The organism is Variovorax sp. V15 (assembly GCF_041154425.1).
In the GTDB taxonomy this organism is placed as follows: domain Bacteria; phylum Pseudomonadota; class Gammaproteobacteria; order Burkholderiales; family Burkholderiaceae_C; genus Variovorax; species Variovorax guangxiensis.
In genome coordinates this window covers 1,573,555-1,598,860 of sequence record NZ_AP028659.1, presented here as the reverse complement: position 1 = coordinate 1,598,860, position 25,306 = coordinate 1,573,555, and the positions used below count along the sequence as shown (strand labels likewise).

The 25,306-nt window shown below is 65.7% G+C and carries 19 protein-coding genes; 14 read left to right on the top strand and 5 right to left on the bottom strand.

Annotated elements, in window-relative coordinates; genetic code table 11:
• Positions 1-40 precede the first annotated feature (40 nt).
• The 3 genes from ACAM57_RS07760 to ACAM57_RS07750 all read left to right on the top strand — a co-directional run bounded on the left by ACAM57_RS07760 (position 41) and on the right by ACAM57_RS07750 (position 3,114).
• Complete coding sequence (locus tag ACAM57_RS07760) at positions 41-859, top strand: metallophosphoesterase (RefSeq protein ID WP_369661222.1); 819 nt, start codon at positions 41-43, stop codon at positions 857-859.
• Positions 860-1,045: 186 nt separating this feature from the next.
• On the top strand, positions 1,046-2,377 hold the full coding sequence (locus tag ACAM57_RS07755) for a C4-dicarboxylate transporter DctA (RefSeq protein WP_184641195.1): 1,332 nt from the start codon (positions 1,046-1,048) through the stop codon (positions 2,375-2,377).
• A 29-nt stretch (positions 2,378-2,406) separates the two neighbouring features.
• Positions 2,407-3,114, top strand: a complete 708-nt coding sequence (locus ACAM57_RS07750) for a GntR family transcriptional regulator (RefSeq protein ID WP_019657009.1) — start codon at positions 2,407-2,409, stop codon at positions 3,112-3,114.
• A gap of 977 nt (positions 3,115-4,091) precedes the next feature.
• On the opposite strand, the gene ACAM57_RS07745 is transcribed toward ACAM57_RS07750, so the two are convergent.
• A complete protein-coding gene (locus ACAM57_RS07745) occupies positions 4,092-4,352 on the bottom strand; it encodes a hypothetical protein (RefSeq protein ID WP_369661221.1) in 261 nt (86 codons plus the stop codon).
• Positions 4,349-9,088: an RHS repeat-associated core domain-containing protein gene (locus ACAM57_RS07740; RefSeq protein WP_369661220.1), complete on the bottom strand. Its 4,740-nt coding sequence runs from the start codon at positions 9,086-9,088 to the stop codon at positions 4,349-4,351. The genes ACAM57_RS07745 and ACAM57_RS07740 overlap by 4 nt, the downstream gene beginning before the upstream one ends.
• A gap of 428 nt (positions 9,089-9,516) precedes the next feature.
• On the opposite strand from ACAM57_RS07740, the gene ACAM57_RS07735 reads away from it, so the two are divergent.
• The 3 genes from ACAM57_RS07735 to ACAM57_RS07725 all read left to right on the top strand — a co-directional run bounded on the left by ACAM57_RS07735 (position 9,517) and on the right by ACAM57_RS07725 (position 12,715).
• Positions 9,517-10,632, top strand: a complete 1,116-nt coding sequence (locus ACAM57_RS07735) for an AI-2E family transporter (protein WP_184641193.1) — start codon at positions 9,517-9,519, stop codon at positions 10,630-10,632.
• Between the two features lie 126 nt (positions 10,633-10,758).
• A complete protein-coding gene (locus tag ACAM57_RS07730) occupies positions 10,759-11,196 on the top strand; it encodes a DUF2141 domain-containing protein (protein WP_369661219.1) in 438 nt (145 codons plus the stop codon).
• 19 nt (positions 11,197-11,215) lie between these two features.
• A complete protein-coding gene (locus ACAM57_RS07725; protein WP_369661218.1) occupies positions 11,216-12,715 on the top strand; it encodes a carotenoid oxygenase family protein in 1,500 nt (499 codons plus the stop codon).
• A 22-nt stretch (positions 12,716-12,737) separates the two neighbouring features.
• Here the strand turns inward: ACAM57_RS07725 and ACAM57_RS07720 are convergent, their stop codons facing one another.
• Positions 12,738-13,640 carry a LysR family transcriptional regulator gene (locus ACAM57_RS07720; RefSeq protein ID WP_369661217.1) on the bottom strand — a complete coding sequence of 301 codons (903 nt, stop codon included), beginning with the start codon at positions 13,638-13,640 and terminating at the stop codon, positions 12,738-12,740.
• A gap of 111 nt (positions 13,641-13,751) precedes the next feature.
• Between ACAM57_RS07720 and gcl the strand changes: the two genes are divergently transcribed.
• From gcl to ACAM57_RS07705, 3 genes are all read left to right on the top strand, one after another.
• A complete protein-coding gene (gene gcl, locus ACAM57_RS07715) occupies positions 13,752-15,542 on the top strand; it encodes a glyoxylate carboligase (protein WP_369661216.1) in 1,791 nt (596 codons plus the stop codon).
• 164 nt (positions 15,543-15,706) lie between these two features.
• On the top strand, positions 15,707-16,492 hold the full coding sequence (gene hyi / locus ACAM57_RS07710) for a hydroxypyruvate isomerase (RefSeq protein ID WP_369661215.1): 786 nt from the start codon (positions 15,707-15,709) through the stop codon (positions 16,490-16,492).
• Positions 16,493-16,527: 35 nt separating this feature from the next.
• Positions 16,528-17,439 carry a 2-hydroxy-3-oxopropionate reductase gene (locus ACAM57_RS07705; RefSeq protein ID WP_126023465.1) on the top strand — a complete coding sequence of 304 codons (912 nt, stop codon included), beginning with the start codon at positions 16,528-16,530 and terminating at the stop codon, positions 17,437-17,439.
• A 178-nt stretch (positions 17,440-17,617) separates the two neighbouring features.
• On the opposite strand, the gene ACAM57_RS07700 is transcribed toward ACAM57_RS07705, so the two are convergent.
• On the bottom strand, positions 17,618-18,952 hold the full coding sequence (locus tag ACAM57_RS07700; RefSeq protein WP_369661214.1) for an NAD(P)/FAD-dependent oxidoreductase: 1,335 nt from the start codon (positions 18,950-18,952) through the stop codon (positions 17,618-17,620).
• 253 nt (positions 18,953-19,205) lie between these two features.
• Between ACAM57_RS07700 and ACAM57_RS07695 the strand changes: the two genes are divergently transcribed.
• The 5 genes from ACAM57_RS07695 to ACAM57_RS07675 all read left to right on the top strand — a co-directional run bounded on the left by ACAM57_RS07695 (position 19,206) and on the right by ACAM57_RS07675 (position 25,005).
• Entirely contained in the window at positions 19,206-21,506 is a 2,301-nt protein-coding gene (locus ACAM57_RS07695) for an NADP-dependent malic enzyme (RefSeq protein WP_369661213.1), read from the top strand.
• Between the two features lie 207 nt (positions 21,507-21,713).
• Positions 21,714-22,745, top strand: a complete 1,032-nt coding sequence (locus ACAM57_RS07690; protein WP_184641186.1) for an ABC transporter substrate-binding protein — start codon at positions 21,714-21,716, stop codon at positions 22,743-22,745.
• Positions 22,745-23,617 carry an ABC transporter ATP-binding protein gene (locus tag ACAM57_RS07685; protein ID WP_126471663.1) on the top strand — a complete coding sequence of 291 codons (873 nt, stop codon included), beginning with the start codon at positions 22,745-22,747 and terminating at the stop codon, positions 23,615-23,617. The genes ACAM57_RS07690 and ACAM57_RS07685 overlap by 1 nt, the downstream gene beginning before the upstream one ends.
• Positions 23,618-23,627: 10 nt before the next feature.
• Positions 23,628-24,398, top strand: a complete 771-nt coding sequence (locus ACAM57_RS07680) for an ABC transporter permease (RefSeq protein ID WP_369661212.1) — start codon at positions 23,628-23,630, stop codon at positions 24,396-24,398.
• Between the two features lie 73 nt (positions 24,399-24,471).
• Complete coding sequence (locus ACAM57_RS07675; protein WP_369661211.1) at positions 24,472-25,005, top strand: putative immunity protein; 534 nt, start codon at positions 24,472-24,474, stop codon at positions 25,003-25,005.
• 15 nt (positions 25,006-25,020) lie between these two features.
• Here ACAM57_RS07675 and ACAM57_RS07670 read toward each other — a convergent pair whose 3' ends face one another.
• Entirely contained in the window at positions 25,021-25,245 is a 225-nt protein-coding gene (locus tag ACAM57_RS07670; RefSeq protein ID WP_369661210.1) for an oxidoreductase-like domain-containing protein, read from the bottom strand.
• Positions 25,246-25,306 lie beyond the last annotated feature (61 nt).

The following is a 25,306-nucleotide window of genomic DNA, read 5'->3' as shown; positions in this document are numbered from 1 at the left end:
AACGTCGGCGGGCACCTACAGGCGCAGCGGGATGGGGCCGATGAGCATCCATCGCGTGCTGGCGCAGGCTGGCATCGCCATGGCTCATCCCAAGTCTTCTTCTCACGTCCGCTTCGCCGCGGTGGGCGATCTCCATGTTCATCGCGACTCTGCAGGCTCGCTGCACGGCTTCTTCGCGCAGGCCGCCGACGAGGCCGACGCGCTGCTTCTGTGCGGTGACCTCACCGACTATGGCACCGCGGAGGAAGCCAGGATCCTCGCCGCGGAACTGAGCGGCGTGTCCGTTCCCATCGTCGCCGTGCTGGGCAACCACGATTTCGAATCCGGTACACCCGGGCAGGTGGTGGAGGTGCTGGCCCAGGCCGGCGTGCGCGTGCTCGACGGTTCCATCTGCGAGATCGAGGGAGTGGGCATCGCCGGAGTCAAGGGCTTCGGCGGCGGCTTCGGGCGCGGCTCGCTCGGCGCCTGGGGCGAGCCGGCGATCAAGCTCTTCGTGCAGGAAGCGCTGAACGAAGCGATGAAGCTCGAGTCGGCGCTCGCCAAGTTGCGCACCCGGCGCCGCATCGCGCTGCTGCATTACTCGCCCATCGTCGGCACGGTGCAGGGCGAGCCGGCGGAGATCTTTCCTTTTCTCGGCAGCAGCCGGCTCGAGGAGCCGCTGCTGCGCTATCCGATGGATGCCGTGTTCCACGGCCACGCGCACCGCGGCACGCTGCAGGCGCTCACCATCAACGACGTGCCGGTCTACAACGTGGCGAGGCCGCTGTTGCTGCGCAGCCGGCCGGGCGAGCCGCCATATTTTCTGTACGAGCTGCCGCGCGAGGCAGCCGAAGAAGCGGCACCGCCCCCCGCCGCCTGACCTGGCGTTCAACAACGGGCGCGGCTGCCGGCCATGTCCCCGCCGGCCAGCCTGTCCCGTGCCCGGGAATACCCTCTGACGCCCTCCTTGCCACCTTGCCTACATTTCTTGCATGCAAGAAATGGCATTGCTTGCATGCAAAAACCAGGCAAGACAAACAGCAGGTAGACAGACAGGAGACACCCCATGCCCCGCTTCGCCAAGTCGCTTTTCGGTCAGGTGGTCATCGCGCTGGTGCTCGGCGTGCTCGCGGGGCTGCTGGCTCCCGAGTACGCCGTCAAGCTCAAGCCGCTCGGTGACGGTTTCATCAAGCTGATCAAGATGATCATCCCGGTGCTGGTGTTCTGCGTGGTGGTGCATGGCATCGCCGGCGCGGGAGATCTCAAGCGCGTGGGCCGGGTGGGCGTGAAGTCGCTCATCTACTTCGAGGTGCTGACGACCATCGCGCTGGCCATGGGCCTGGTGCTGGCCTTCGTGTTCCAGCCGGGCACGGGCATGAACGTCGACCCGTCGAAGCTCGACCCGGCCGCGATGAGCGCCTATGCCTCGAACGCCGACAAGCTCACGAGCGGCGGCACGGTCGAGTTCCTGATGAAGCTCATCCCGACGACGGTGGTGAACGCCTTCGCCACCGGCGACGTGCTGCAGGTGCTGCTGTTCGCGGTGCTCTTCGGCTGCGCGCTCACGCTGCTGGGCGATCGCGGCAAGCCGGTGGCGGCGGTGATCGACGCAACGTCGCTGGTGCTCTTCAAGATCATGGGCATCATCATCAAGCTGGCGCCGCTGGGCGTGCTGGGCGCCATCGCGTTCACGGTGGGCCAATACGGCATCGGCTCGCTCAAGCAGCTGGGCATGCTGGTGGCGCTCTTCTACGGCGCGGTGCTGGTCTTCGTGTTCGTGGTGCTCGGGCTGGTGATGCGCATGTCGGGCTTCAGCCTGATCAAGCTGCTGCGCTACCTGCGCGAGGAACTCACCATCGTCTTCGCCACCACCTCTTCCGACAGCGTGCTGCCGCAGGTCATGGCCAAGCTGCGCCGCATGGGCATCCGCGATTCGACGGTGGGCCTGGTGATTCCCACGGGCTACTCGTTCAACCTCGACGCCTTCTCGATCTACATCACGCTGGCGGCCGTGTTCATCGCACAGGCCACCAACACGCCGATCTCGATGGCCGACCTGCTGACCATTTTGGCAATCGCGCTGGTCACCTCCAAGGGCGCCCACGGCGTGCCCGGCTCGGCCATCGTGGTGCTCGCGGCCACGCTACACGCGATTCCGGCGATTCCCGCCATCGGGCTGGTGCTGGTGCTGTCGGTCGACTGGTTCATGGGCATCGCCCGCGCGCTGGGCAACCTGATCGGCAACTGCGTGGCGACCGTCGCCATCGCCGCCTGGGAAGGCGACATCGACCGCGAACGCGCCCATGCGGTGCTCGACGGCAACTATTCGCCCGACGACGAGCCGCTGGCCGAAGCCGAATCCGGGGCCAGGCCCGTGGTAAACACCGCAGCACACTAATTGATAGAGAAAGAAGCCGGACCATCAACATGCCCGCCCCCGACGTCAGCCCCACCGTCATCGCCGAGCGCGTCGTCGAGGCCATCCTCGCGCAGAAGCTCGCGCCGGGCGAACGGCTGGGCGAGCAGGCGCTGGCGGAGAACTTCTCGGTAAGCCGCACCATGGTGCGCGAGGCGCTGATGCAGCTGCAGGCACGCGGTTTCGTCGAAGTGCAGTCGCGCCGCGGCTGGTATGTGGTGGAGCCCTCGGCCGAGGAAGCGCGCGACGCCTTCTCGGCCCGGCGCATCGTCGAGGCCGGCATCCTCGAGGCCAGCGAAGGCCGGCCGCTAGCGAAGGTGATCCGCAAGCTGCGCGACCACATCGCCGACGAACAGCGCGCCATCGAGGGCGCCGACGCCGCCACCCGCGCTTTCCTGCTGGCCGACTTCCACGTCTGCCTGGCCGAGCAGATGGGGCATCAGTTGCTGGTGGATGTGCTGCGCGACCTGACGGCACGCACCACGCTGGCGGCCACGCTCTATCAGTCGAAACATGAGGCCGGGCAATCTTGCGCGGAGCATGGCGCGATCGTCGCGGCGCTGGAGGCCGGGGACACGGCCGGGGCGCGGAGGCTGATGCTGGAGCACATCGGGAATGTCGAGCGGGCGCTGGAGGTGGATGCGGCGGCGGAGCCGGATGCGACGAGCAGGTTGAGGGCTACGCTGGCGCCGGTGGCGTTGCCGCGGGCGCGGCGGTGAGTGCCCAGGGGCACGTGCACTGGGACCGCGAGTGCGGCCGGCAACATCACTGTTCCGAGGTCGACCGAGCAATGCGCCCGGAGTGATCCGTCAGTTCCCGGGAGTGGACCACCCAGAGCTCGCCTCAAACCTCACTTCGCGACTCGTCTTACCTAAAGCCCCGAATTTCCCCGAACAGGCCACGCGTCGCCAGGATCCGAGAGCTTTTGCGGTGCACCCTTAGTTGTTACTGCACTGGGAGACACGGATCTCTTCCTTACGCAATCACGCGAACGCTCGGCTCTTCGTCGCGGATTTGCTTGTGTCGTAGCTGGATGCATACCTCACTGATCGCCAGCTTTTTACACCTTAATTCGAAAAGCCTCCTTCAAACTTACTTCATCATGTAAATCCCCATCCTCGTAGCACCTTGCCACTCCACCTTTTAGGGAATTCATCATTAGGTCATGCAGGCCTAAAGCTTTGGAATTCACCTCCATCCACATGGACAAATCGCCCTCCAAAATCAATCTAGCATCATATTCAGCATGGGACTGTAGCAGTTGGTCTTTTAAAAAAAATTTCCTGCTCATTGCCCTCAACAAAAGAGCCGCTTGATTTCAATGACCCTATAACGCTTTGCATCAGAGACGGATCATCAAACACCAACCTATATTCATAGCTCATGATCCAAACACCCTTCCGCAAACAAATGAAAAATCAATGAAATTAAAAATTCCGATATGCATTTCCCTGAGGTCCGGTGAAAAAATTCCTCTATCATTTAATTGATTTCCTACCAGAGATCAAACTCATCTAGATCATCATCACTCATGGCCAGAAGAAAGTAATCCAGTTCACGGATGTAGCGAGGGAAGACTTTCTTTTTCATCAGGGGTCGAGTTCCGGGTACGCAGTGATTATTCTTTGAGAGCCTCTAACCACAGTTGCGTATCTGGTGGTTTCTGGGCACCCGCTCATGAGCGGCCCGTTCTCAATCACTTACGAAACAACTTAACCCTTTCTTGATTGATCGCGATCACATCAACGTGGTTTTCGTACGAGAAGTTCGCTATCGAATCCTGAAGGTGCACGTGCTCAATGTCATTGACATCCATCTCGTAAGCGGAATTGATCAGAAAAACCCCAAGCGCCCGGATAACTTCCGCTCTCGCAAGAATTGATATCTCGTCTAGCTTCTGCGATTTATCGCTCCCCTCAAGCGTTCCAAAAATCTTCAGATCGCCAAGTTCGGTCATAGGTCAAATCCTTTGTCACGCAAATAGTCTCTCTCTGTCCGCGTAAGCCCGGAAACATCCCCGCGTGAACCGTGACTTTGAGTGCCGTCTTTATTCACGACAACCTCTTGTTTTCGGGACTTACATTGGCAATGAGCGTGAACTTGCTGGTTGGTGTTTTCCACATGGGGTGGGTCGATTCTTATCCGGCCATTGCCAACAGTAGCCCACTGTCCCGACCGAGCCAAGCCAAGCGGGTCAGTCCACTCGATCGCGTTAGGCGCGTATTGGTAGACGTTGATGCCACCAGCTAGCCTGATCGGGTCTTTCGATACGAATCGCCCGATGGTCGGATCGTAGTACCGATACCGGGTGTAATGCAGCCCCGTCTCTTCATCCCAATACTGCCCCTGGAACCGAATCGGATTCCGAAACCCCGCGTTCCTCCCCGCCTCACTGATCGCCTGCCTCGCCTCCCCCCAAGCCTTGTAGCTCGCCGACCACGCCACGCGCCCCTCATGATCCGTCAGCTCCTGCGGCGTGCCCAGATGGTCGCACTGGTAGAAGGCGATTTCCTCTTTGCTGAACGGCGCAGGTGTTCGGCTCTGCTCCCCGTTCCATAGCGGGTCCAGCTCGATGTCGTAGCGCCCGCCGTTGTCGGCCATCAGTGCCTTCACATCCGTAGTCCGGCTCAACACGACGGCCTGGGTCTGCCGGATCTGCACCAGCGGCACGAACGAGCCGGGTTCATGTATGTAGTGAACGCTGTCGCCAAGCCAGCCACCCTCCTGCCAGCCCTCGATGCTCTGCGTGCTCTCGAACGCCAGCGTGTCCCCGTCCCATCCGAACAAGGTACAGGCATGCCTCGTGCGCTTGGCGATGCGCCGGCCCAGGGGGTCGTAGCTGAAGCTCGTGGTTTCGCCGAAAGTCTCGGCGCTGCGCATGCGGTTGTAGCCGTCCCAGGTGAACACCGTTTTTTCGCCGTTGCGGCTGCGCTCGATGAGGTTGCCGCGCTCGTCCCACTTGTAGCGGGTGCCGGCGTAATCCTTGAGCAGGTTGTCCATCAGCTTGCCGGCCAAGCTGAGGCCGTCCCCGCCCGCGCGAACGGCGGCTCGATTGGTGATGCGGCCTGTCGGCTGCACCGTGCCTTCCGCTTCTGAAGAAGGGTTGCCGATGTTCCCCGCCGGATCGAACGCGAAGGTCTCCCGTCCCAGTCGGCTGTTGGCTTCGAGCAGGCGGCCTACCGGGTCATAGCGATAGCTGAGGTTGCCGCGCCGGCTGTCGCCGATGGCGGTCAGCTGGCCGGCCTTGTCGTATTGGTAGCTGCGGCGAATGCCGGTGGCTCCGAGGGCGCCGCGCCTGGTCTGGGAGATCTGCTGCTCCAGCAATCGACCGGCCGGGTCGTAGTTCTGTTTCTGTATGAGCCCGTTGCCCTGCTCGCGCGCAATCTCTCGGTGCAGGTCGTCGCGCTCGAAGCCCAGAATGTCTTGCCCGTCGATGAGCAATCCGTGCACGTGGCCCGAGCCATAGGTGAGCCATCGGGTCACGTGACCATCGGGGCGAATGGTCGCAACGCGCTGGTTGAGTTCGTCGTAGCCGTGCTGCCAGACTGCGGTGAGAGCGCCCTCCACATAGTGCTGATGCTCGCGCGTCAGGTTACCCGCGGGGTCGTAGAACCATTGCAGCCTGGCGTCGCTGTTGCCGGCTTCGACCAACCGGCCGTTCCGGTCGTAGGCGAAGCTCTCGGCAACACCGCCGGCCCTGCGCTCGGTCAGGCGGCCGATGGCGTCGAATTGCAGCATCGTGGTGCGATCGCCCTCGACCGCTTCCGCCAGCACTCCCGTGGAGTCTTCATAACGGTACCGTGTGGTCTTGCGGTCGAAGCCCACTTCTTCCAGCAGACGGCCCACGGGGTCATACCGGAAGTCGTAACGGCTGCCGTTCTCGTTGTGCAGTTCGCTCAAGCGTCCGAGCAGGTCCCAGCGGTACTTGAGCGTATGCCCCGCCGCGTCGATGCGCCGGGACACGAGGCCGGAGCGCGTGTAGCCATAGCTCGTCCTGCGCCCCAGCGCATCGGTGTGCGCCAGCAGGCGCCCTTCTGCGTCATGGACGAAGTACTCGCTGGTGTTGTCCGGCAGGATGATCTCCTCGAGCCGGCCCGTTCTGTTGGCGTTCGCTGCGGCGGCAGCCTTCCCTCGTTCGTTCGCGCCCGTGTAGCGATACCGCGTGCTCTGCCCCATGGCATCGGTCGCCTTGACCAGGCGTCCCTGCTCGTCGTATTCCCACCGCGTGGTCTTGCCCGAGCAATCGGTGTGGCTGGCAAGCTGGCCCGCCGGCGTGTAGGTCAGCGTCTTGACGCCGCCCTTCGCATCGGTGATTCGCACGGGCCGGCCGGCCTGGTCGTAGGCGTATGCGGTCTTGTGCCCCAGCGGGTCGATCTCTTCGACGAGGTTGCCGTCGGCGTCGTAGTCGCGCTTCCAGACACCGCCCTCGGCGTCGCGCAGGCCCGTCACGCGTCCGCGCTTGTCGTGCGCGAAGTGCACCTGGCTGCCGTCGGCCCGCGTGTGGGTCCGCAGGTTGCCGTCGGCGTCGTAGCTGAAGTCGTCGGTGCTGCCGTCGGTGTGGACATGGCGCGTGATGTTCTTCGCCTCATCGCGAAAGAACCACTCCTGGCGCTTGTCGGGATGGATGATCCGGTAGGTGTAGCCGAGGATGTCGTAGTAGTACCAGGTCTCACCGCCGAGCGCATCGGTTGCATAGGTCAGGCGGATGTTCCTGTCCCACTCAAGCCTGAGGGCGAAGCTCCCGTCATCGCTCCACTCGCGAACCGCCCTGGCATCGACGCCGGTGCCGTCGTACTCGAGGTTGATGCCCCGGCCCGTGCGGTCGGTGTACCGGGTCACGAGATGGCGGCTGTAGCTGTAGTTCCATGTTTCACCGTTTTCGTCCTGGGCCGCGACGAGGTCGCCTTCGGCGCCGTGCACATAGCCCGCGAGTTGTCGCACGACCTGGCCGCCCTTGATCTCCCACAGGCTGGCGATCAATCCGCTTTTCGCATCGGGGCGAGTGCCCACATGGGCCACGGTGACGTCACCCTGCTTGCTGACGATGTCGCTCAAGACCTGTTCGCCGGTGGCTGCGATCACATGGTCGTAGCGCAGGCCGATGCTGGCCTCCTTGCCGGCGTGCAGCGCGACAAGCCGGAAGTGCTGTCTGCCTTGCGTAGCGACCTTGCGGGCGGCGGTCTCCACCAGCTCGTAGACCTCGCGCCAGTCGCCGGATTCGCCGCTCGATACGGGCTTGCCGAAATCCAGGGCCAACAGCCTCTCGCTCAGCCGCGTGAGCGTCACTTCTTCGATGGCATCGCGGTAGCTCCGGCCCACGGCCAGCAGCGGATAGGCATGGCTGCGGCCGTCCGCGCCGTGATAGACCAGGCTGGGCTCGCCGGCCCGCGGGCCCTGCGTCGGTGTGGCGATGTCCACGCGCGTGCTGTAGGGCGTGAGCCATCTCGCGCCAAGGGTGCCCTCGTCGAAAGCGCCAAGGTTGCTGCGATAGGTGCGCGCCCAGGTGATGGGCAACGGCGCAACCAGTGTGAAGTCGACGTGGGTGAAGCTTTCGCAGCCGGTAGCCAGGCTGATGGCGAACCTGCTTGCCGAAGGGACCGTTGCGCCCGAAAGGGGGCAGTTCTTGCAGCCGGGGTCGCCGTGGGCCGGCGCCTGTACACGCACGTGCTCGACCCGGGTACCGGGCCTGCTCTTGGTTGCTTCGGCACCTGCACCTGGCGACACGATGGCCGCGCGCAGGCTCTTCTTCTGCGCCATGGCCGACAGCAGCTGGCGCAGCAGCCACATGATGCTGCCCTGCAGTTCCTGGTTGGCGAGGTCGGTCAGTTGCCTGCGGAAGTCCGCCTTCAAGGCAACCAGGCTCTCGATCACCTCGTTGACCCTGGCCCTGACGCTTTCGGGCAGGTAGGCTGCGGCCTTCCTTGCGGCGTAGTTGGCGGCGCGCCTGGCCGTGCCCTCGGAGTACTTCACCGCGCGGCGCCACATGCCGCTCCACGTGCTTTGGGTCCTGGGGTCGTAGTCGTTGGTTTCGGGGGCACCCGGCCTGGCGACGGTGAAGAGGTCCTGCCCGCCGAGCACGCGCTGAAGGATGCCGATCAGGTTGTCCAGGATGCTGTCGGAGAGCCTCGCGCAATCTTCCAGAATGCCCGAGAGCCTTGCGATGGCGCCGTCGATGAAGGTCTCCAGCTCACCGACGATGGATGCATTCAGGTGCCCCACCAGCATGGTGACGATGGTCTGGCCGAGATTCCTGGCCCCGTGCAGGAGTTCCTGCCTGACGAGGTGCAGCGTGGGCCGCAGGCTCATGCGCGCCGCGGCCATGGTGGGCGGCGCTGGAATCAGGCCGATGAGATTGATGCCGAGGCTCGCCCAGTTCAGGAACCTCGTGACGGCATCGGTGGACTTCTTGTCGAGGATGGTGACGATGTCGAGAAACACATCCACCAGCGCCATGATGTTGCCCACGATGGGGATGCTGCCCAGCACCGTGGTCAGCCGGTCGAGCGTGACATAGCCGCCGGTGAAGGACCGCAGCCATTCGTCCACCGCCTTGCTCGCGGCGGCGATGTCTTCCTTGGCGATGGTGTTCAGCGGGGCGACGGCCGTCTGGGGCTCGCGCTCGGCGATAGATGTCGGTGCGGGCTGGCCTTGATGTGTGCCCGATGGTGGCCGCTGCGGCGTGCCTGGTCCCATAGTCCAGTCTCCCTGACTGCGTCTGTTTGTTTCGTGAAGATCAATTGGGAAAGAAAAGAGGCTCGGCCGCGCAATCGGGCTGCCGGCTTGCAGAGTTACGGCGCCTCTGCCGACGGGTTCTGAATCCGGACGTGCAGGACCATTGCCGAACCAATGCCTGCAGACACGACAGGAATCCCGGAGCAATTCGTGACGCACGAATTGCAATTGCAAATTGAGCTCACGCTCACCTCCCTCTTTTATTTCTTGCAGAAAATCCTAGGACGCAAGCCGATGCGAATGCGGGCATCTGAAATAAACGAGCGGGCTTTGGTGCGATTTGTCTCGATATTCCCAAGGCAGGAAAGCAGATCCTCGATCGCTCGAGCGAGCCGAAGCCGGCAAATGGGTTCTGCTGTCGCTGCGCTCGGCTACAGTCCGAGACACTTATGAACTCACCCCAACTCCAGCGCGGCGTGTTCCTCGCCCTTCTCGCCGCCGTGACCGTCGCCTTCCTCTGGGTGCTGATGCCGTTCTTCGGCGCGGTGCTGTGGGGCGTGGCGCTGGCGATCCTGTTCACGCCGCTCTACAAGCGGCTGCTGAAGACGATGCGCGGCAAACCCAATGCGGCGGCGCTGTCGACGCTGGCGATCTGCCTGTTCATCGTGATCCTGCCGCTGGCCATGGTGGGGGTGTCGCTGGTGCAGGAGATCGCGCTGGTCACACAGAGCATCCGCTCGGGCCAGATCAACTTCGCGGCCTACTTCCAGCAGATCCTCGACGCCTCGCCGCAGTGGCTGCTGAACCTGGTGGAGCGCTTCAACCTGGGCGACATGGCGGCATGGCAGGCACGCATCTCGGCGGCCGCCGGGCAGGCCAGCCAGATCATCGCGAGCCAGGCACTGGCCATCGGCCAGAACACTTTCGACTTCATCGTCAGCTTCTTCGTGATGCTGTACCTGCTGTACTTCCTGGTGCGCGACGGCTCCGACCTTTCCAAGCGGATGCGCGACGCGCTGCCGCTGGCCAAGCCCCACACGCACTACCTGCTGAACAAGTTCACCACCGTGATCCGCGCCACGGTCAAGGGCAACGTGGCCGTGGCGGTCGCCCAGGGCGCGCTGGGCGGGCTGGCCTTCTGGTTCCTCGGCGTGCAGGGCGCACTGCTGTGGGCGGTGCTGATGGCATTTCTCTCGCTGCTGCCGGCCGTGGGCGCGGCGCTGATCTGGGGGCCGGTGGCCATCTACTTCCTGGCCACGGGGCATTTCTGGCAAGGCGGCGTGCTGATCTTCGTGGGCGTGTTCGTCATCGGCCTGGTCGACAACATCCTGCGTCCCGTGCTGGTGGGCAAGGACACGCAGATGCCCGACTACATCGTGCTGATGTCGACCATCGGCGGCATGGCGATCTTCGGCATCAACGGCTTCGTGATCGGGCCGGTGATCGCGGCGCTGTTCATGGCGGCATGGAGCCTCTTTGCCGACTCCGGCCATGTGGGCCCAGGGCACGAGCAGGCCGAGGACGCACAGCCCAGACAAGTCGCCAAGGACGAAAAAGCCGGCTGAAGCCGGCGCCGTCCGCTCCCCGCCGCGCGCATTTCGCGCGCGCAATCCCGCATTCCGTCGCATGAGGCTGGGCGCCGCGCCCGGCCTGCGGGATCGTCGGGCCTCCAACAACCAACGAGGCCCGTCATGCAACTCCGCCCTCCCCCGTTCCGCCCCGCCGTGCGCGCCCTGTGCGCGGCCGCGATCCTCGCGCCCCTGGGCGCCCTCGCCGCCGACCTGAGCCTGAGCGTCGCCGACGGCCCGGCCGCGGACGCCACGCTCTACGTCGCGGTGTACGGCGACGCCGCCAGCTACACCGACGGCAAGCCCGTGGCCTCGCAGACCGCGCCGATGCGCGAGGGCAAGGCCCGCCTGCTGTTCACCGGCCTGGCGCCCGGGCGCTACGCGCTGCGCGTGTTCGCCGACGAGAACGGCAACGGCAAGCTCGACACCAACCTCATGGGCATGCCCATCGAGCGCTACGGCTTCTCGAACGACGCCAAGGGCAACCGCGCGGCGCCCGGCTTCGACGCGGCGGCGATCAGCGTCGACGCCGACATGCAGACCGTCATCCACCTGCACTGAGAAGAAAAGGAGAGCCGCCATGGAACGACGCGAACTCCTTCGCCTGCTGGCTTCGGCCGGCGCCCTGCCCTTGCTGGCACCGCTGGCGCGCGCGGCCGGCACCACCGACGACTGGCAGGCCCAGTTCGAAGCCTCCAGCGCCCCCTGGAAGACCGGCTTCGCCACGCCGCCGAACGACTTCCCGCTCACCCGCGCCACGGTGCGCGGCCGCTTTCCCGACGCCGTCGCCGGCACGCTGTTCCGCATCGGCCCGGCCGGCCATGACCTGGGCGGCGAGCGCTACCACCACTGGTTCGACGGCGACGGCATGGTGCACCGCTTCGTGATCGAGGGCACCGACGTGCGGCACCAGGGCCGCTACGTCGCCACGCCCAAGCGCGTGGCCGAGACGAAAGCGGGCCGCCGCCTGTTCGAGGCCTTCGGCACCACGCCGCCGGGCGTCGAGCCGCCGACCTCGGCCGACAGCATCAACGTCGCCAACACCAGCGTGCTGCCGATGGGCGGCGAGGTGCTGGCGCTGTGGGAAGGCGGCTCGGCCACGCGCATCGACGCGAGCACGCTCGACACGCTGGGCGTGAAGACCTGGCGCGCCGACCTCGCGGGCATGCCGTTCTCGGCCCATCCCAAGATCGATCCGGACGGCACTGTGTGGAATTTCGGCGTGAGCTCCGGCCAGGGCCTGCTGGCGCTGTACGAGATCGCGCCCGAAGGCACGCTGCGTCGCGCTGCTGTGGTGCCGGTGGCCGACATGCCGATGGTCCACGACTTCGCCGTGACAGAGCGGCACCTGGTGTTCCTGCTGCCGCCGCTGGTCTACGAAGGCAAGCGCAAGGAAGCCGGCGCCACCTTCCTGGATGCGCACGTCTGGCGGCCCGAGCTCGGCATGCGCGCGCTGGTGGTCGACAAGCAGAACTGGGAGCGCCGCCAGATGCTCGCGCTGCCGGCCGGCTTCCTGTTCCACGTCGGCAACGCCTGGGAGGAAGACACGCCGCGCGGCACGCAAATCCACATCGACTACGTGCGCTCGGACAACGCCGACTCGGTGTTCATCAGCAACCGCGAAGTGATGCGTGCCCGCCGCGTGAAGACCACCGAGCCGCACCTGACGGTCGCCACGCTGAACCTCGCTTCCGGCCGGGCCACGCAGACTGCGCTCGCCCAGGAGGCGGAGTTTCCGCGCATCGATCCGCGCCGCGTGGGCATGCGTCATCGGCAGGTGGTGCACGCCACGCAGATCCGGCGCGACCTGCCGGGCTTCGGCGCGGTCGCACGCACCGACGTCGAGACCGGCCGCAGCCAGCGCTTCGTCTACGGCCAGCAGACGATGGTGGAGGAGCACGTCTTCGTGCCCGACGGCGCGAAGCCCGGATGGGTGCTGGGCACGGTGCTGGACTTCGGGCGGCAGCAAACGCTGCTCTCGTGCTTCCCGGCCGACAACCTCGCGGCGGGGCCGGTCGCGCAGGCCACGCTGCCCTACGCCCTGCCGCTGGGCCTTCACGGCGCCTTCGTGCCGGCCTGAGGCCGCGGTGGGAGGACTGTGCTCAGGCCTCCCACCAGCCTTCGTCGAAGCGCCCCTGCAAGAAGGCCACGAAGCCCGACACCTTGCCCGGCACCAGCTTGGGCGACGGAAAGACGGCGTGGATCTCCTGCTCGGGCAGTGCGTGGTCGCCCAGCACCTCGCGCACCTTGCCGGCCGACAGCGAATCGCTGGCCACGTAGCGCGGCATGAGCGCGATGCCTAGGCCGTCGCGCGCCGCCGCCAGCACGGCAGAGAGATTGTTCGAGCGGAACCGGCCCGACACTGGCACCGTGACCGGCTCGCCGCGCGGCGTGTGCATGCGCCAGAACTCGTCGCCCACCACGCTGCTGTAGATCAGCGCCACGTGCGCGCTCAGGTCCTGCGCGCGTTTCGGCGTGCCGTGCTTCTTCAGGTAGGCGGGCGAGGCGACCATGACCCACGGATTGGCACCCAGGTAGCGCGCGCCCAGTGACGAATCGGCCAGCTTGCCCATGCGGATGGCCACGTCGATGCCCTGCGCGATGAGGTCGACGTAGCGATCCTCGAAGCTCAGGTCGAGCTGCACCTGCGGATGCCGGCTCATGTATTCGAGCGCCAGTGGCACCACCACGCGCCGCCCGAAGGCCACCGATGTGCCCACGCGCAGCAGGCCCTGCGCCTGGGTCTGCCGCAGCTGCACGATGCTGTCGGCCTCCTCGGCCTCGCGCACGATGGTCTTGCACTTCTCGTAGTAGAGCGCGCCCGGCTCGGTGAGGCTCACGCCGCGCGTGTTGCGGTTGAGAAGGCGCACCTTCAGCCGCTCCTCGGTGGCGGCGATCTGCTTGGTTACCGTGGGCTGCGTGGTGTTGAACTCGCGCGCGGCCTTCGAGAAGCTGCCCGTCTCGACCACGCGCACGAACATTTCCATTGCCAGCAATCTGTCCATGGGCCGGATGGTAGTCACTTATTCCAGCCTGGAATAGGTTTTATGGTCCGCAGCCGTCTTCTTGGAATCCGCCCGGATTTCTACAGTGAGCCCATCCCAAAGGAGACTCAGATGGCAAAGATGACAGCGGTCCAGGCCGCGGTTCTGGTGATGGAAAAGGAAGGCGTGACGCAGGCCTTCGGTGTGCCGGGCGCGGCGATCAACCCGATGTATTCGGCGCTGCGCCAGCGCGGCAGCATCGCGCACATCCTGGCGCGCCACGTGGAAGGCGCCTCGCACATGGCCGAGGGCTACACCCGCGCTGTGGCCGGCAACATCGGCGTGTGCATCGGCACCTCGGGCCCGGCGGGCACCGACATGATCACGGGCCTGTACTCGGCCTGGGCCGATTCGATTCCCATCCTGTGCATCACCGGCCAGGCGCCGCGCGCGCGGCTCTACAAGGAAGACTTCCAGGCGGTGGACATCGAGTCGATCTCCAAGCCCGTCACCAAGTGGTCGGTCACGGTGCGCGAGCCGGGCCAGGTGCCGCAGGTGTTCCAGCAGGCCTTCCACCTGATGCGCTCGGGCCGCCCGGGCCCGGTGCTGATCGACCTGCCCTTCGACGTGCAGATGGCGCAGATCGAGTTCGACATCGACAGCTACGAGCCCCTGAAGCCCTACAAGCCGGCCGCCACGCGCGCCCAGATCGAGAAGGCCATCGGCATGCTCAACGCGGCCGAGCGCCCGCTGATCGTGGCCGGCGGCGGCGTCATCAACGCCGACGCATCCGACCTGCTGGTGCGCTTTGCCGAAGCCACCGGCGTGCCGGTGATCCCCACGCTCATGGGCTGGGGCTCCATTCCGGACAACCACCCGCTCATGGCCGGCATGTGCGGCCTGCAGACCAGCCACCGCTACGGCAACGCCACGATGCTGGCCAGCGACTTCGTGCTGGGCATCGGCAACCGCTGGGCGAACCGCCACACCGGCTCCGTCGACGTCTACACCAAGGGCCGCACCTTCGTGCACGTGGACATCGAGCCCACCCAGATCGGCCGCGTGTTCACGCCCGACTTCGGCATCGTGTCCGACGCCAGGGCCGCGCTGGAGCTCTTCGTCGAGGTGGCCGAAGAGATGAAGGCCGCGGGCCGCCTCACCGATCGCCGCGACTGGGCCAAGGCATGCATCGAGCGCAAGAAGACGATGCTGCGCAAGACCAACTTCGACGAAGTGCCGATGAAGCCGCAGCGCGTGTACCAGTGCATGAACAACAACTTCAGCACCGATACCTGCTACGTGAGCACCATCGGTCTCTCGCAGATCGCAGCCGCGCAGTTCCTGCACGTGTACAACCCGCGCCACTGGATCAACTGCGGACAGGCCGGTCCGCTGGGCTGGACCATTCCCGCCGCGCTGGGCGTGCGTGCCGCCGATCCCACGCGCAAGATCGTCGCGCTGTCGGGCGACTACGACTTCCAGTTCATGATCGAGGAGCTGGCCGTGGGCGCGCAGTTCAAGCTGCCGTACATCCACATCGTGGTCAACAACTCCTACCTCGGCCTGATCCGCCAGGCGCAGCGCGGCTTCGAGATGGACTACTGCGTGCAGCTCGCGTTCGACAACATCAACGCGGCGCCCGACGCGGGCATCGAGAGCAGCTACGGCGTCGACCACATGAAGGTGGTCGAGGGCCTGGGCTGCAAGGCGATCCGCGTGAACCGGCAGGAAGAGATCGCGCCGGCCATCCGCCGCGCCGAGGCCCTGATGGCCGAGTTCAGCGTGCCGGTGGTGATCGAGGTGATGCTGGAGCGCGTGACCAACATCGCGATGGGCACCGAGATCGACAACATCACCGAGTTCGAGCCGCTGGCCGAGACCCCGGCCGACGCGCCGACGGCTGTTGCGGCGCTGCTGGACTGATCAAGGACCGCTGAATACGGGCAGCCGAACGCAGAAGGAATACAAAAAACTACGCAGAAGTCGCAGAAGAAAACTTCTTTGGTTCTCCTTCTGCGACCTCTGCGAAACCTTCGCGACTTCTGCGTTCGGTTCCCGATCCCTCATGAACGACTGAAAGACCCGACATGCCCAAGTTCGCAGCCAACCTCACGATGCTCTTCACCGAGCTGCCCTTCATGCAGCGCTTCGAGGCCGCCGCCAAGGCCGGCTTCAAGGGGGTGGAGTACCTCTTCCCCTATCCCTTCGAGAAGAAGGAACTCGCCGCCGCCCTGCGCGCCAACGGCCTGGAGCAGGTGCTGCACAACCTGCCGGCCGGCGACTGGGACAAGAGCGAGCGCGGCATCGCCTGCCATCCCGACCGCACGGGCGAGTTCGCCGAAGGCATCGGCGTGGCGATCGACTACGCGACCGCCCTGGGTTGCCCGCAGGTCAACTGCCTCGTGGGCAAGGTGCCTGCCGGCGTCGACAGGGATGCGGCGCACAAGACCGTGGTCGCCAACCTGCGCCTCGCCGCGCGCGAGCTCGAAGCGGCGGGCCTGCGCCTGCTGATCGAGCCCATCAACACCTTCGACATCCCGGGCTTCTTCCTCACGCGCACCGACCAGGCGCTGGCGCTGATCGACGAGGTCGGCTCGGCCAACCTGCGGGTGCAGTACGACATCTACCACGCGCAGCGCATGGAAGGCGAGCTGGGCAACACGCTCTCGAAGAACCTGGCGCGCATCGGCCACATCCAGCTGGCCGACAACCCGGGGCGCGGCGAGCCGGGCACGGGCGAGATCAACTACCCGTGGCTGTTCGGGCACATCGACGCGCTGGGCTACGACGGCTGGATCGGCTGCGAGTACAAGCCCCGCGCCACTACGGTCGAGGGCCTCGGATGGTGCCACGCGCTCACGCAGCAGCAATGAAATGAATGACTGACATCGGACAAGGAACAAGAGACATGACGACCCAGCAACAGAAGATCGGATTCATCGGCCTCGGCATCATGGGCGCGCCCATGGCGGGCCACCTGCTCGAGGCGGGCTACCAGCTCTTCGTGAACACGCACGGCAACACGCCCGAGCCCTTCGTGTCGAAGGCCACCATCTGCGCCTCGGCGGCCGAGGTGACGCGCCAGTCCGACGTGGTCTTCATCATGGTGCCGGACACGCCCGACGTGGAGAAGGTGCTCTTCGGCGCACCCGGCGCCGAGGGCGTGGCCGACGGCCTGAAGGGCTCCAGCGGCAAGATCGTGGTGGACTGCAGCTCCATCGACCCGATCGCCACCAAGGACTTCGCGCGCCGCATCACCGCGCTGGGCGCCGGCTACATCGACGCACCGGTCTCCGGCGGCGAGGTGGGCGCCAAGGCCGCGAGCCTCACGATCATGTGCGGCGGCGACGAAGGCACCTTCGGGCGCGTGAAGCCGCTGCTCGACAAGATGGGCAAGAACGTCACGCTCGTGGGCGGCGCCGGCGACGGCCAGGTCTGCAAGGTGGCCAACCAGATCATCGTGGCGCTGAACATCGCGGCCGTGGGCGAGGCGTTGGTGTTCGCATCGAAGGCGGGCGCCGATCCGGCCAAGGTGCGCCAGGCGCTGATGGGCGGCTTCGCGAGCTCGCGCATCCTCGAAGTGCACGGCGAACGCATGATCAAGCGCACCTTCGCGCCGGGCTTTCGCATCGGGCTGCACCAGAAGGACCTGAACCTCGCGATGCAGAGCGCCCGTTCATTGGGCGTCTCGCTGCCGCAGACGGCCGGCGCGGCGCAGCTCATGAATGCCTGCGCGGCACTGGGCTACGGCCAGCTCGACCACTCGGCGCTGGTGCGCGCGCTGGAGGCGCTGGCGCAGCACACAGTCACGCCTGATTGAGGTTCTTCGAAAGCAGACTTCCGAACGCAGAAGAAATACAAAAGCTACGCAGAAGTCGCAGAAGTCGCAGAAGTCGCAGAAGTCGCAGAAGTCGCAGAAGAAACCATGAAAACCTTTTTTGGTTTTCCTTCTGCGACTTTCGCGAAACCTTCGCGACCTCTGCGTTCGGCTGTCCGCTTTACTTCAACGCTTCCAGCGATTCCTTCAGGTTGCGGCGGCGCCAGGCCCAGGTCTTCACGGCCTGCGGCAGGATGCCCAGGCACGACGCGTAATAAGTCACCTTGAAGCCCCAGAAGCGCGGGCCGATGGGCGTGTTGCGGAACAGGTCGCCCGCCAGGATGGACAGCAGCGCCTCCTGCATGCGCCAGATGTTGCGTGGGGCCATGAACAGGCGCCGGATGGCCGGCGAGGTGATGCGGTAGATGAACCACGAGAACATCTTCGGTCCGTGCTTCATCACCTTCTCGTAGTGCCTGAAGGCCTTCTCGGCTTCCTTCGCCTCGCCCTTGAGCCAGAGGTCGGCGCAGGTGGCGGCCTCGAAGCCGCTGTTCATCGCCAGGTACACGCCCGAGGAGAACATCGGGTCGACGAAGGCATAGGCGTCGCCCACCATCATGAAGCGGTCGCCGCGGCAGAACTTGGAGTCGTAGGCGTAGTTGCCGGTGGAGGTGGCGCCTTCCATCAACGTGGCGTTCTTCAGCCGCGCGGCCAGCTTGGGCGCGAGCGCGATGGTTTCCATCAGGAACTCCTCGAGCGAGCCCTTGCGGCGCTTGAAGTAGGCGGGAGAAGCCACCGCGCCGACGCTCACCGTGCCGTCCTTCAGCGGGATGTACCAGAACCAGCCGTGGTCGAACCAGAACAGCGTGATGTTGCCCTCGAAGCGGCCCGGCCGCCGCTCGGCATTGGCGAAGTGGCCGAACAGCGCCGCGCTGGCGTGCTTGCGGTTGCGCCGCTTGGCGTCGAACTGGTTCGACAGCAGGGTGTCGCGCCCGCTGGCGTCGATCACGAAGCGCGGGCGCCAGGTGGTCTCGGTGCCATCGTCGGCCTTGACCTTCACCAGCGGCCTGTTGTCGGGCGTCCCTTTGCCGGCATCCATGTCCACGCCGGTGACGCGCTGTCCCTCGAAAGTGCGCGCGCCGCGGCTGCCGGCGTGGCGGAACAGCAGTTCGTCGAACTCGGAGCGGCGCACGTGCACCGCATAGGGAAAGCTCTTGTCCATCGCCTCGGCGAAGTGGAACTGGCTGGAGTGGTCGTGCCAGGGCGAGACGAACTCGGCACCGTGCTTGCGGATGCCGATGGCCTCGACCTCGGTGCGCACGCCGAGGCGGTCGAACAGCGGCATGTTCATCGGCAGCAGCGATTCGCCGATGTGGAAGCGCGGATGCTGCGCCTTCTCGATCAGCACCACGTCGTGCCCTTTGTCCGCGAGCAGCGCGGCCACCGTGGAGCCCGATGGGCCGCCTCCGATGACGACGACGTCGGGATCGTTGCTGTTGAAAGGTCCGGATGCCATGCGAGTTGCCCCTCTTTTCGCGGTGTTTTCGTTGTCGGCGATACCCCCGGCTCGATGTCCGGCTGGACGGCCGGTCTGTTAACCAGTTGGTAACGATCGGCAGTTTAGCGAACCCCAGAGCCCCCTCCCATCCGCCGGAACCCCGCCTTATCGAGCGGAAGCTATGGGTCCAGGCGTTTTCGGCATTTCCCCAGTAATAGGAGGCCCTGCTTTTGCGGTAGCCTCATTGCCCGTCAGAAACAAGGAGACTTTCATGGCTGCACCCCTTTCCCCCGCAGAAGAAGCACTTCGCGAGGCAGCGCGCGAATACCACCGCTCGCCCGTCAAGGGCAAGATCTCGATCACCCCGACCAAGCCCCTGCTGAACCAGCGCGACCTGTCGCTGGCCTATTCGCCCGGCGTGGCCTATCCCTGTCTCGACATCGCTGCCGACCCGGCAACCGCCTCCGAATACACCGCCCGCGGCAACCTCGTGGGCGTGGTCACCAATGGCACCGCCGTGCTGGGCCTGGGCGACATCGGCCCGCTGGCCGCCAAGCCCGTGATGGAAGGCAAGGGCTGCCTGTTCAAGAAATTCGCCGGCATCGACGTGTTCGACATCGAGCTGGCAGAGCGCGACCCCGACAAGCTGGTCGACATCATCGCGGCGCTGGAGCCGACGCTGGGCGGCATCAACCTGGAAGACATCAAGGCGCCCGAGTGCTTCTACATCGAGAAGAAGCTGCGCGAGCGCATGAACATCCCGGTGTTCCACGACGACCAGCACGGCACGGCCATCATCTCGGCCGCCGCCCTGCTCAACGGCCTGGAGCTGGTGGGCAAGAAGATCGAGGAAGTGAAGATCGCCGTCTCGGGCGCGGGCGCAGCCGCCATCGCCTGCCTGGACGTGATGGTCGGCCTGGGCGCCAAGCCCGCCAACATCCACGCCTGCGACTCCAAGGGCCTGATCTACATGGGCCGCGCGGGCGGCTTCGACGAATCCAAGGCACGCTACGCCCAGAAAGACACCGGCGCCCGCACCCTGGCCGACGTGGTGAAGGACGCCGATGTGTTCCTGGGCTGCTCGGCCCCGGGCGTGATGACCGCCGAGATGGTCAAGACCATGGCCAGCCAGCCCATCATCCTGGCGCTGGCCAACCCCGAGCCCGAGATCCGCCCCGAGCTCGCCAAGGCCGTGCGGCCGGACTGCATCATCGCCACCGGCCGTTCGGACTACCCGAACCAGGTCAACAACGTGCTGTGCTTCCCGTACATCTTCCGCGGCGCGCTCGACTGCGGCGCCAGCAAGATCACCGAAGAGATGAAGCTGGCCTGCGTGCGCGAGATCGCCGAGCTCACCAAGGCCGACATCAGCGAAGAGGTGGCCACCGCCTACGCCGGCCAGGAACTCTCCTTCGGCCCCGACTACATCATTCCCAAGCCCTTCGACTCGCGCCTGATCCTGCGCATCGCGCCGGCCGTGGCCAAGGCAGCGGCCGCCTCGGGCGTGGCCACGCGCCCGATCGAGGACATGGACGCCTACCGCCAGCACCTGACGCGCTTCGTCTACCAGACGGGCATGTTCATGCGCCCGGTGTTCAGCGCCGCGAAGATCGCCAGCGCCAAGCGCGTGGCGTACGCCGAGGGCGAGGACGAGCGCGTGCTGCGCGCCGCGCAGTGGGCCGTCGACGAAGGCCTGGCCAAGCCGATCCTGGTGGGCCGCCCCGCCGTGATCGACGCGCGCATCAAGAAGGCCGGCCTGCACATCCGCGCGGGCGTCGACTTCGAGATCGTCAATCCCGAGGACGATCCGCGCTTCCGCACCTACTGGGAGAGCTTCCACAAGATCATGGGCCGCCGCGGCGTGACGCCGGAGGCCGCCAAGACCATGGTGCGCCGCTCGAACACCACCATTGCCGCGCTCATGATGCACCTGGGCGACGCCGATGCCATGATCTGCGGCCTGGTCGGGCGCTTCGACGTGCACCTGGAGCACATCCGCAACCTGATCGGCCTGAAGCGCGGCGCGCCGGGCTTCGCGACGCTGAACGCGCTCACGCTCGACAAGCGCACGGTGTTCATCACCGACACCAACGTGAACGAAGACCCCAGCGCCGAGCTGCTCGCCAGCATCGCGGTGATGGCCGCCGAGGAAGTGCGCCGCTTCGGCCTGCCGCCGAAGGTGGCCTTCCTGTCGCACTCGAACTACGGCACCTCCAGCCGCTCGTCGGCCCGCAAGATGCGGCTGGCGCGAGACCTGTTCGCGCAGATGGCGCCCGACATCGAATGCGACGGCGAGATGCACGGCGACGCGGCGCTGTCGGAGGAAATCCGCCGCACCGCGCTGCCCGAGACCACGCTCAGCGGCGAGGCCAACCTGCTGGTGTGCCCGAACCTCGACTCGGCCCACATCCTCTACAACGTGCTGAAGATGACCGGCGCCAACGGCATCACCGTGGGCCCGGTGCTGCTGGGCGCCGCGAGTTCGGCGCACGTGCTCACGCCTTCGTCGACGGTGCGCCGCATCATCAACATGACTGCGCTGGCGGTGGCGAAGGTCACGGTCGACAAGTAAGAAGCGGGAAAGAAGCGGGCCTGGCGCCCGCTTTGAGTGCTCGAAACGCGGCCTCGGCCGCGTTTTTGCATTGACGGGGTGCAGATCACGCCCTCGGCGCACTACTTCGATTCGCGAGGAAGGGTTCGCACCAATCACGTGCGGGCACCGTTTTTGCTTGAATGCAGAAGCATTCAATCCCCTTTCATCCAACGGATCGATCTCCGCATGAACAAGCGCCAACTGCTCCAGTCCTTCCTCGCCGCCTCGGCCATCAGCTTCGGCCTCGCACCGGCCTTTGCGCAGAGCCCGACGCCGATCAAGTTCCAGCTCGACTGGCGCTTCGAGGGACCGGCGGCGCTGTTCCTCCACCCGGCCGCCAAGGGCTACTTCAAGGCCGCGGGCCTCGACGTGACCATCGACGCGGGCAACGGCTCCGGCGGCACGGTCACGCGCGTGGCCTCGGGCGCCTACGACATGGGCTTCGCCGACCTTGCGGCGCTGATGGAGTTCCACGCCAACAATCCCGACAGCCCCAACAAGCCGGTCGCGGTGATGATGGTCTACAACAACACGCCGGCCTCGGTCATGACGCTCAAGAAGAGCGGCATCACCAAGCCTTCGGACCTCACGGGCAAGAAGCTCGGCGCGCCGGTGTTCGACGCGGGCCGCCGCGCCTTCCCGATCTTCGCCAAGGCCAACAACATCGGCACGGTCAACTGGACCGCCATGGACCCGACGCTGCGCGAGACCATGCTGATGCGCGGCGACATCGACGCCATCACCGGCTTCACCTTCACCTCGCTGCTCAACCTGGAAGCGCGCGGCGCCAAGACGGCCGACGTGGTGATCCTTCCCTACCCCGACTACGGCGTGAAGCTGTACGGCAACGTCATCATCGCCTCGCCCAAGCTCATCAAGGAGAACCCGGCGGCGGTGAAGAAATTCCTCTCGGCCTTCGCCAAGGGCGCGAAGGAAGTGATCGCCAATCCGGCCGTGGCCATCGAGTCGGTGAAGGCGCGCGACGGCATCATCGACAGCAAGCTCGAGACGCGCCGCCTGCAGCTGGCCATCGACACCGTCATCAACAGCGCCGATGCGCGCGCCGAGGGCTTCGGCGCGGTCAACGCGGGCCGCATGTCGCTGATGGCCTCGCAGGTTTCGGACGCCTTCAACACCAAGACGCGCGTGAGCCCCGACGCGGTGTGGACCGCAGCACTGCTGCCGCCCGCGGCCGAACTGAACATCCTGAAGAAGTGATGGCAGCCGCATCGCAGGACGCGGCCGCAGCCCCCTTCGTCGCTCCCTTCGTCGACTTCCAGGACGTCTGGCTCGCCTACAACGAGGAGCTGCTGCGCGCCAACCACTTCGCGGTCGAGGCCATCGACCTGAAGGTGAAGCGCGGCGAGTTCATCGCCATCGTCGGGCCCTCGGGCTGCGGCAAGTCGACCTTCATGAAGCTCACCACGGGGCTGAAGATGCCGTCGATGGGCAAGATCCGCATCGACGGCCAGCCGGTGACCGGGCCGCTGAAGATCTCGGGCATGGCCTTCCAGGCGCCCTCGCTGCTGCCCTGGCGCACCACGGTCGACAACGTGCTGCTGCCGCTGGAGATCGTCGAGCCCTACCGCTCCAGCTTCAAGGCGAAGCGCAAGGAATACGAGGAACGCGCCCGCCGCCTGCTGCAGAAGGTGGGCCTCGGCGGCTATGAGGACAAGTTCCCGTGGCAGCTCTCGGGCGGCATGCAGCAGCGCGCGAGCATCTGCCGCGCGCTCATCCACGAGCCCAAGATGCTGCTGCTCGACGAGCCCTTCGGCGCGCTCGACGCGTTCACGCGCGAGGAGCTGTGGTGCATCCTGCGCGACCTCTGGACCGAGCAGCAGTTCAACGTGATCCTGGTGACGCACGACCTGCGCGAATCGGTGTTCCTCGCCGACACGGTATACGTGATGAGCAAGAGCCCTGGCCGCTTCGTCGTGAAGCGCGAGATCGACCTGCCGCGTCCGCGCGAGCTCGAACTCACCTACACCAAGGAGTTCACCGACATCGTGCTGGAGCTGCGCGGCCACATCGGCGCCATCCGCAACACCGGCGCGAGCGCAGCACAGTCCGCCGCGGCGGTGTCTCACTGAGGGCGCGCACATGAAGAACACCAAGCAAATCGAACGCTGGTCGCCCTGGCTGCTGCTCGTGGCGGTGATCCTGCTGTGGCAGGTGATCTGCTCGGCCTTCGAGGTTTCGGACTTCATCTTCCCGAGCCCGTGGCGCATCTGGAACCAGTTCTGGGAATTCAAGGAAGTCATCGCGGGCCACGCGTGGCGCACCTTCTGGGTCACGATGGCGGGCTTCGGCCTCGCAATCGTGGTGGGCGTGCTGCTGGGCTTCGTCATCGGCAGTTCGCGCATCGCGTACGCGGCGATCTACCCGCTCATGACGGCCTTCAACGCGCTGCCCAAGGCGGCCTTCGTGCCGATTTTGGTGGTGTGGTTCGGCATCGGCATCGGGCCGGCGATCCTCACGGCATTCCTGATCAGCTTCTTCCCGATCATGGTCAACATCGCGACCGGCCTCGCCACGCTCGAACCCGAGCTCGAAGACGTGCTGCGCGTGCTCGGCGCCAGGCGCTGGGACGTGCTCATGAAGATCGGCCTGCCGCGCTCCATGCCCTACTTCTTCGGCTCGCTCAAGGTGGCGATCACGCTGGCGTTCGTGGGCACCACGGTCAGCGAGATGACGGCTGCCAACGAAGGCATCGGCTACCTGCTGATCTCTGCAGGCTCTGCCATGCAGATGGGGCTGGCGTTCGCGGGGCTGATGGTGGTGGGGGCGATGGCGATGCTGATGTACGAACTCTTCAGCGTGGTCGAGAAGCACACGACGGGGTGGGCGCATCGGGGGTCGCAGAACCAGTAGGCCTGTCGTCGTTGCCGCTGCGGCAGAATCCAGCCCTCAGCGGAGCTCTTCTTCCGCGAGAGCTCCAAGAGCAATGGATCACGCCCTCAGCTCACCCCTTCTGACCAACGAAGACCTGCGCCAGATCGCACGCTGGGCCGCCGATTGCGCAGAGCGGGCGCTGCCGGTGTTCGAGGCGAGATCACCCGACGATGCAAGGCCGCGCGAGGCCATCGTGGCCGCGCGCGCCTTCGCAGCCAGCGGAACACGCACTGCGAATCTTCGCAAAGTCGCTTGGGCTGCCTTGAAAGCTGCAGGGGAAGTGGACGATCCGGCAGCAGTGGCCGCGGCTCGGGCGGCATCAGCCGCCGCCGCATCCGCCTACACCCATCCGATCGCGACGCCTCACCAGGTCAATCACATCCTGAGCCCTGCTGCCTACAGTGCATGCGCGATTGCGCTTGGTGCGGCTGACGAGACTGCCGCCGCCGAAGCGGAAATCCGATGGGCGCTCGAACGGGCATCGCCCACGGTTCGTCAGGTGGTGCAGCGAATGCCCGCGCGCGTTGCAGGCAAGAGCCGGATGAGCGCGCTGCTCCATCGGCTCGATATGAGCCTGCGAGGCTGACGGGCGCTCGGCGCCTCAGCCGAGCAGCAACGAGGCCTCGTCCCGCCAGTAAGCCACCGCGGCGAGCCACCCTTCCCACACACAACCGTTGCAGCCCCGCCCGCAGCAGGTAGTCGGCTCCGGCGGTGGCGCGCGCATCGCGAGCCCTTCCGCATCGAGCTGCGCGCGGACGCGATCGATCAGCGCCTGTGCGCTGGCGAGGTCGATCGGGGGAAGAAGGTCTTGGTCGGCAAGAGGCATGGCGGCAGGCCCCATTGTCAGTGCTTCAGAAGCCCTTCAGCCGTCATGCCGCAGGCGATCA

What these genes read in the sequence shown, in the direction of transcription:
- ACAM57_RS07760 (WP_369661222.1), top strand. Translation starts at nt 41, where the DNA reads ATGAGCATCCATCGCGTGCTGGCGCAGGCTGGCATCGCCATGGCTCAT.
- ACAM57_RS07755 (WP_184641195.1), top strand. Translation starts at nt 1,046, where the DNA reads ATGCCCCGCTTCGCCAAGTCGCTTTTCGGTCAGGTGGTCATCGCGCTG.
- ACAM57_RS07750 (WP_019657009.1), top strand. Translation starts at nt 2,407, where the DNA reads ATGCCCGCCCCCGACGTCAGCCCCACCGTCATCGCCGAGCGCGTCGTC.
- ACAM57_RS07745 (WP_369661221.1), bottom strand. Translation starts at nt 4,352, where the DNA reads ATGACCGAACTTGGCGATCTGAAGATTTTTGGAACGCTTGAGGGGAGC.
- ACAM57_RS07740 (WP_369661220.1), bottom strand. Translation starts at nt 9,088, where the DNA reads ATGGGACCAGGCACGCCGCAGCGGCCACCATCGGGCACACATCAAGGC.
- ACAM57_RS07735 (WP_184641193.1), top strand. Translation starts at nt 9,517, where the DNA reads ATGAACTCACCCCAACTCCAGCGCGGCGTGTTCCTCGCCCTTCTCGCC.
- ACAM57_RS07730 (WP_369661219.1), top strand. Translation starts at nt 10,759, where the DNA reads ATGCAACTCCGCCCTCCCCCGTTCCGCCCCGCCGTGCGCGCCCTGTGC.
- ACAM57_RS07725 (WP_369661218.1), top strand. Translation starts at nt 11,216, where the DNA reads ATGGAACGACGCGAACTCCTTCGCCTGCTGGCTTCGGCCGGCGCCCTG.
- ACAM57_RS07720 (WP_369661217.1), bottom strand. Translation starts at nt 13,640, where the DNA reads ATGGACAGATTGCTGGCAATGGAAATGTTCGTGCGCGTGGTCGAGACG.
- gcl (WP_369661216.1), top strand. Translation starts at nt 13,752, where the DNA reads ATGGCAAAGATGACAGCGGTCCAGGCCGCGGTTCTGGTGATGGAAAAG.
- hyi (WP_369661215.1), top strand. Translation starts at nt 15,707, where the DNA reads ATGCCCAAGTTCGCAGCCAACCTCACGATGCTCTTCACCGAGCTGCCC.
- ACAM57_RS07705 (WP_126023465.1), top strand. Translation starts at nt 16,528, where the DNA reads ATGACGACCCAGCAACAGAAGATCGGATTCATCGGCCTCGGCATCATG.
- ACAM57_RS07700 (WP_369661214.1), bottom strand. Translation starts at nt 18,952, where the DNA reads ATGGCATCCGGACCTTTCAACAGCAACGATCCCGACGTCGTCGTCATC.
- ACAM57_RS07695 (WP_369661213.1), top strand. Translation starts at nt 19,206, where the DNA reads ATGGCTGCACCCCTTTCCCCCGCAGAAGAAGCACTTCGCGAGGCAGCG.
- ACAM57_RS07690 (WP_184641186.1), top strand. Translation starts at nt 21,714, where the DNA reads ATGAACAAGCGCCAACTGCTCCAGTCCTTCCTCGCCGCCTCGGCCATC.
- ACAM57_RS07685 (WP_126471663.1), top strand. Translation starts at nt 22,745, where the DNA reads ATGGCAGCCGCATCGCAGGACGCGGCCGCAGCCCCCTTCGTCGCTCCC.
- ACAM57_RS07680 (WP_369661212.1), top strand. Translation starts at nt 23,628, where the DNA reads ATGAAGAACACCAAGCAAATCGAACGCTGGTCGCCCTGGCTGCTGCTC.
- ACAM57_RS07675 (WP_369661211.1), top strand. Translation starts at nt 24,472, where the DNA reads ATGGATCACGCCCTCAGCTCACCCCTTCTGACCAACGAAGACCTGCGC.
- ACAM57_RS07670 (WP_369661210.1), bottom strand. Translation starts at nt 25,245, where the DNA reads ATGCCTCTTGCCGACCAAGACCTTCTTCCCCCGATCGACCTCGCCAGC.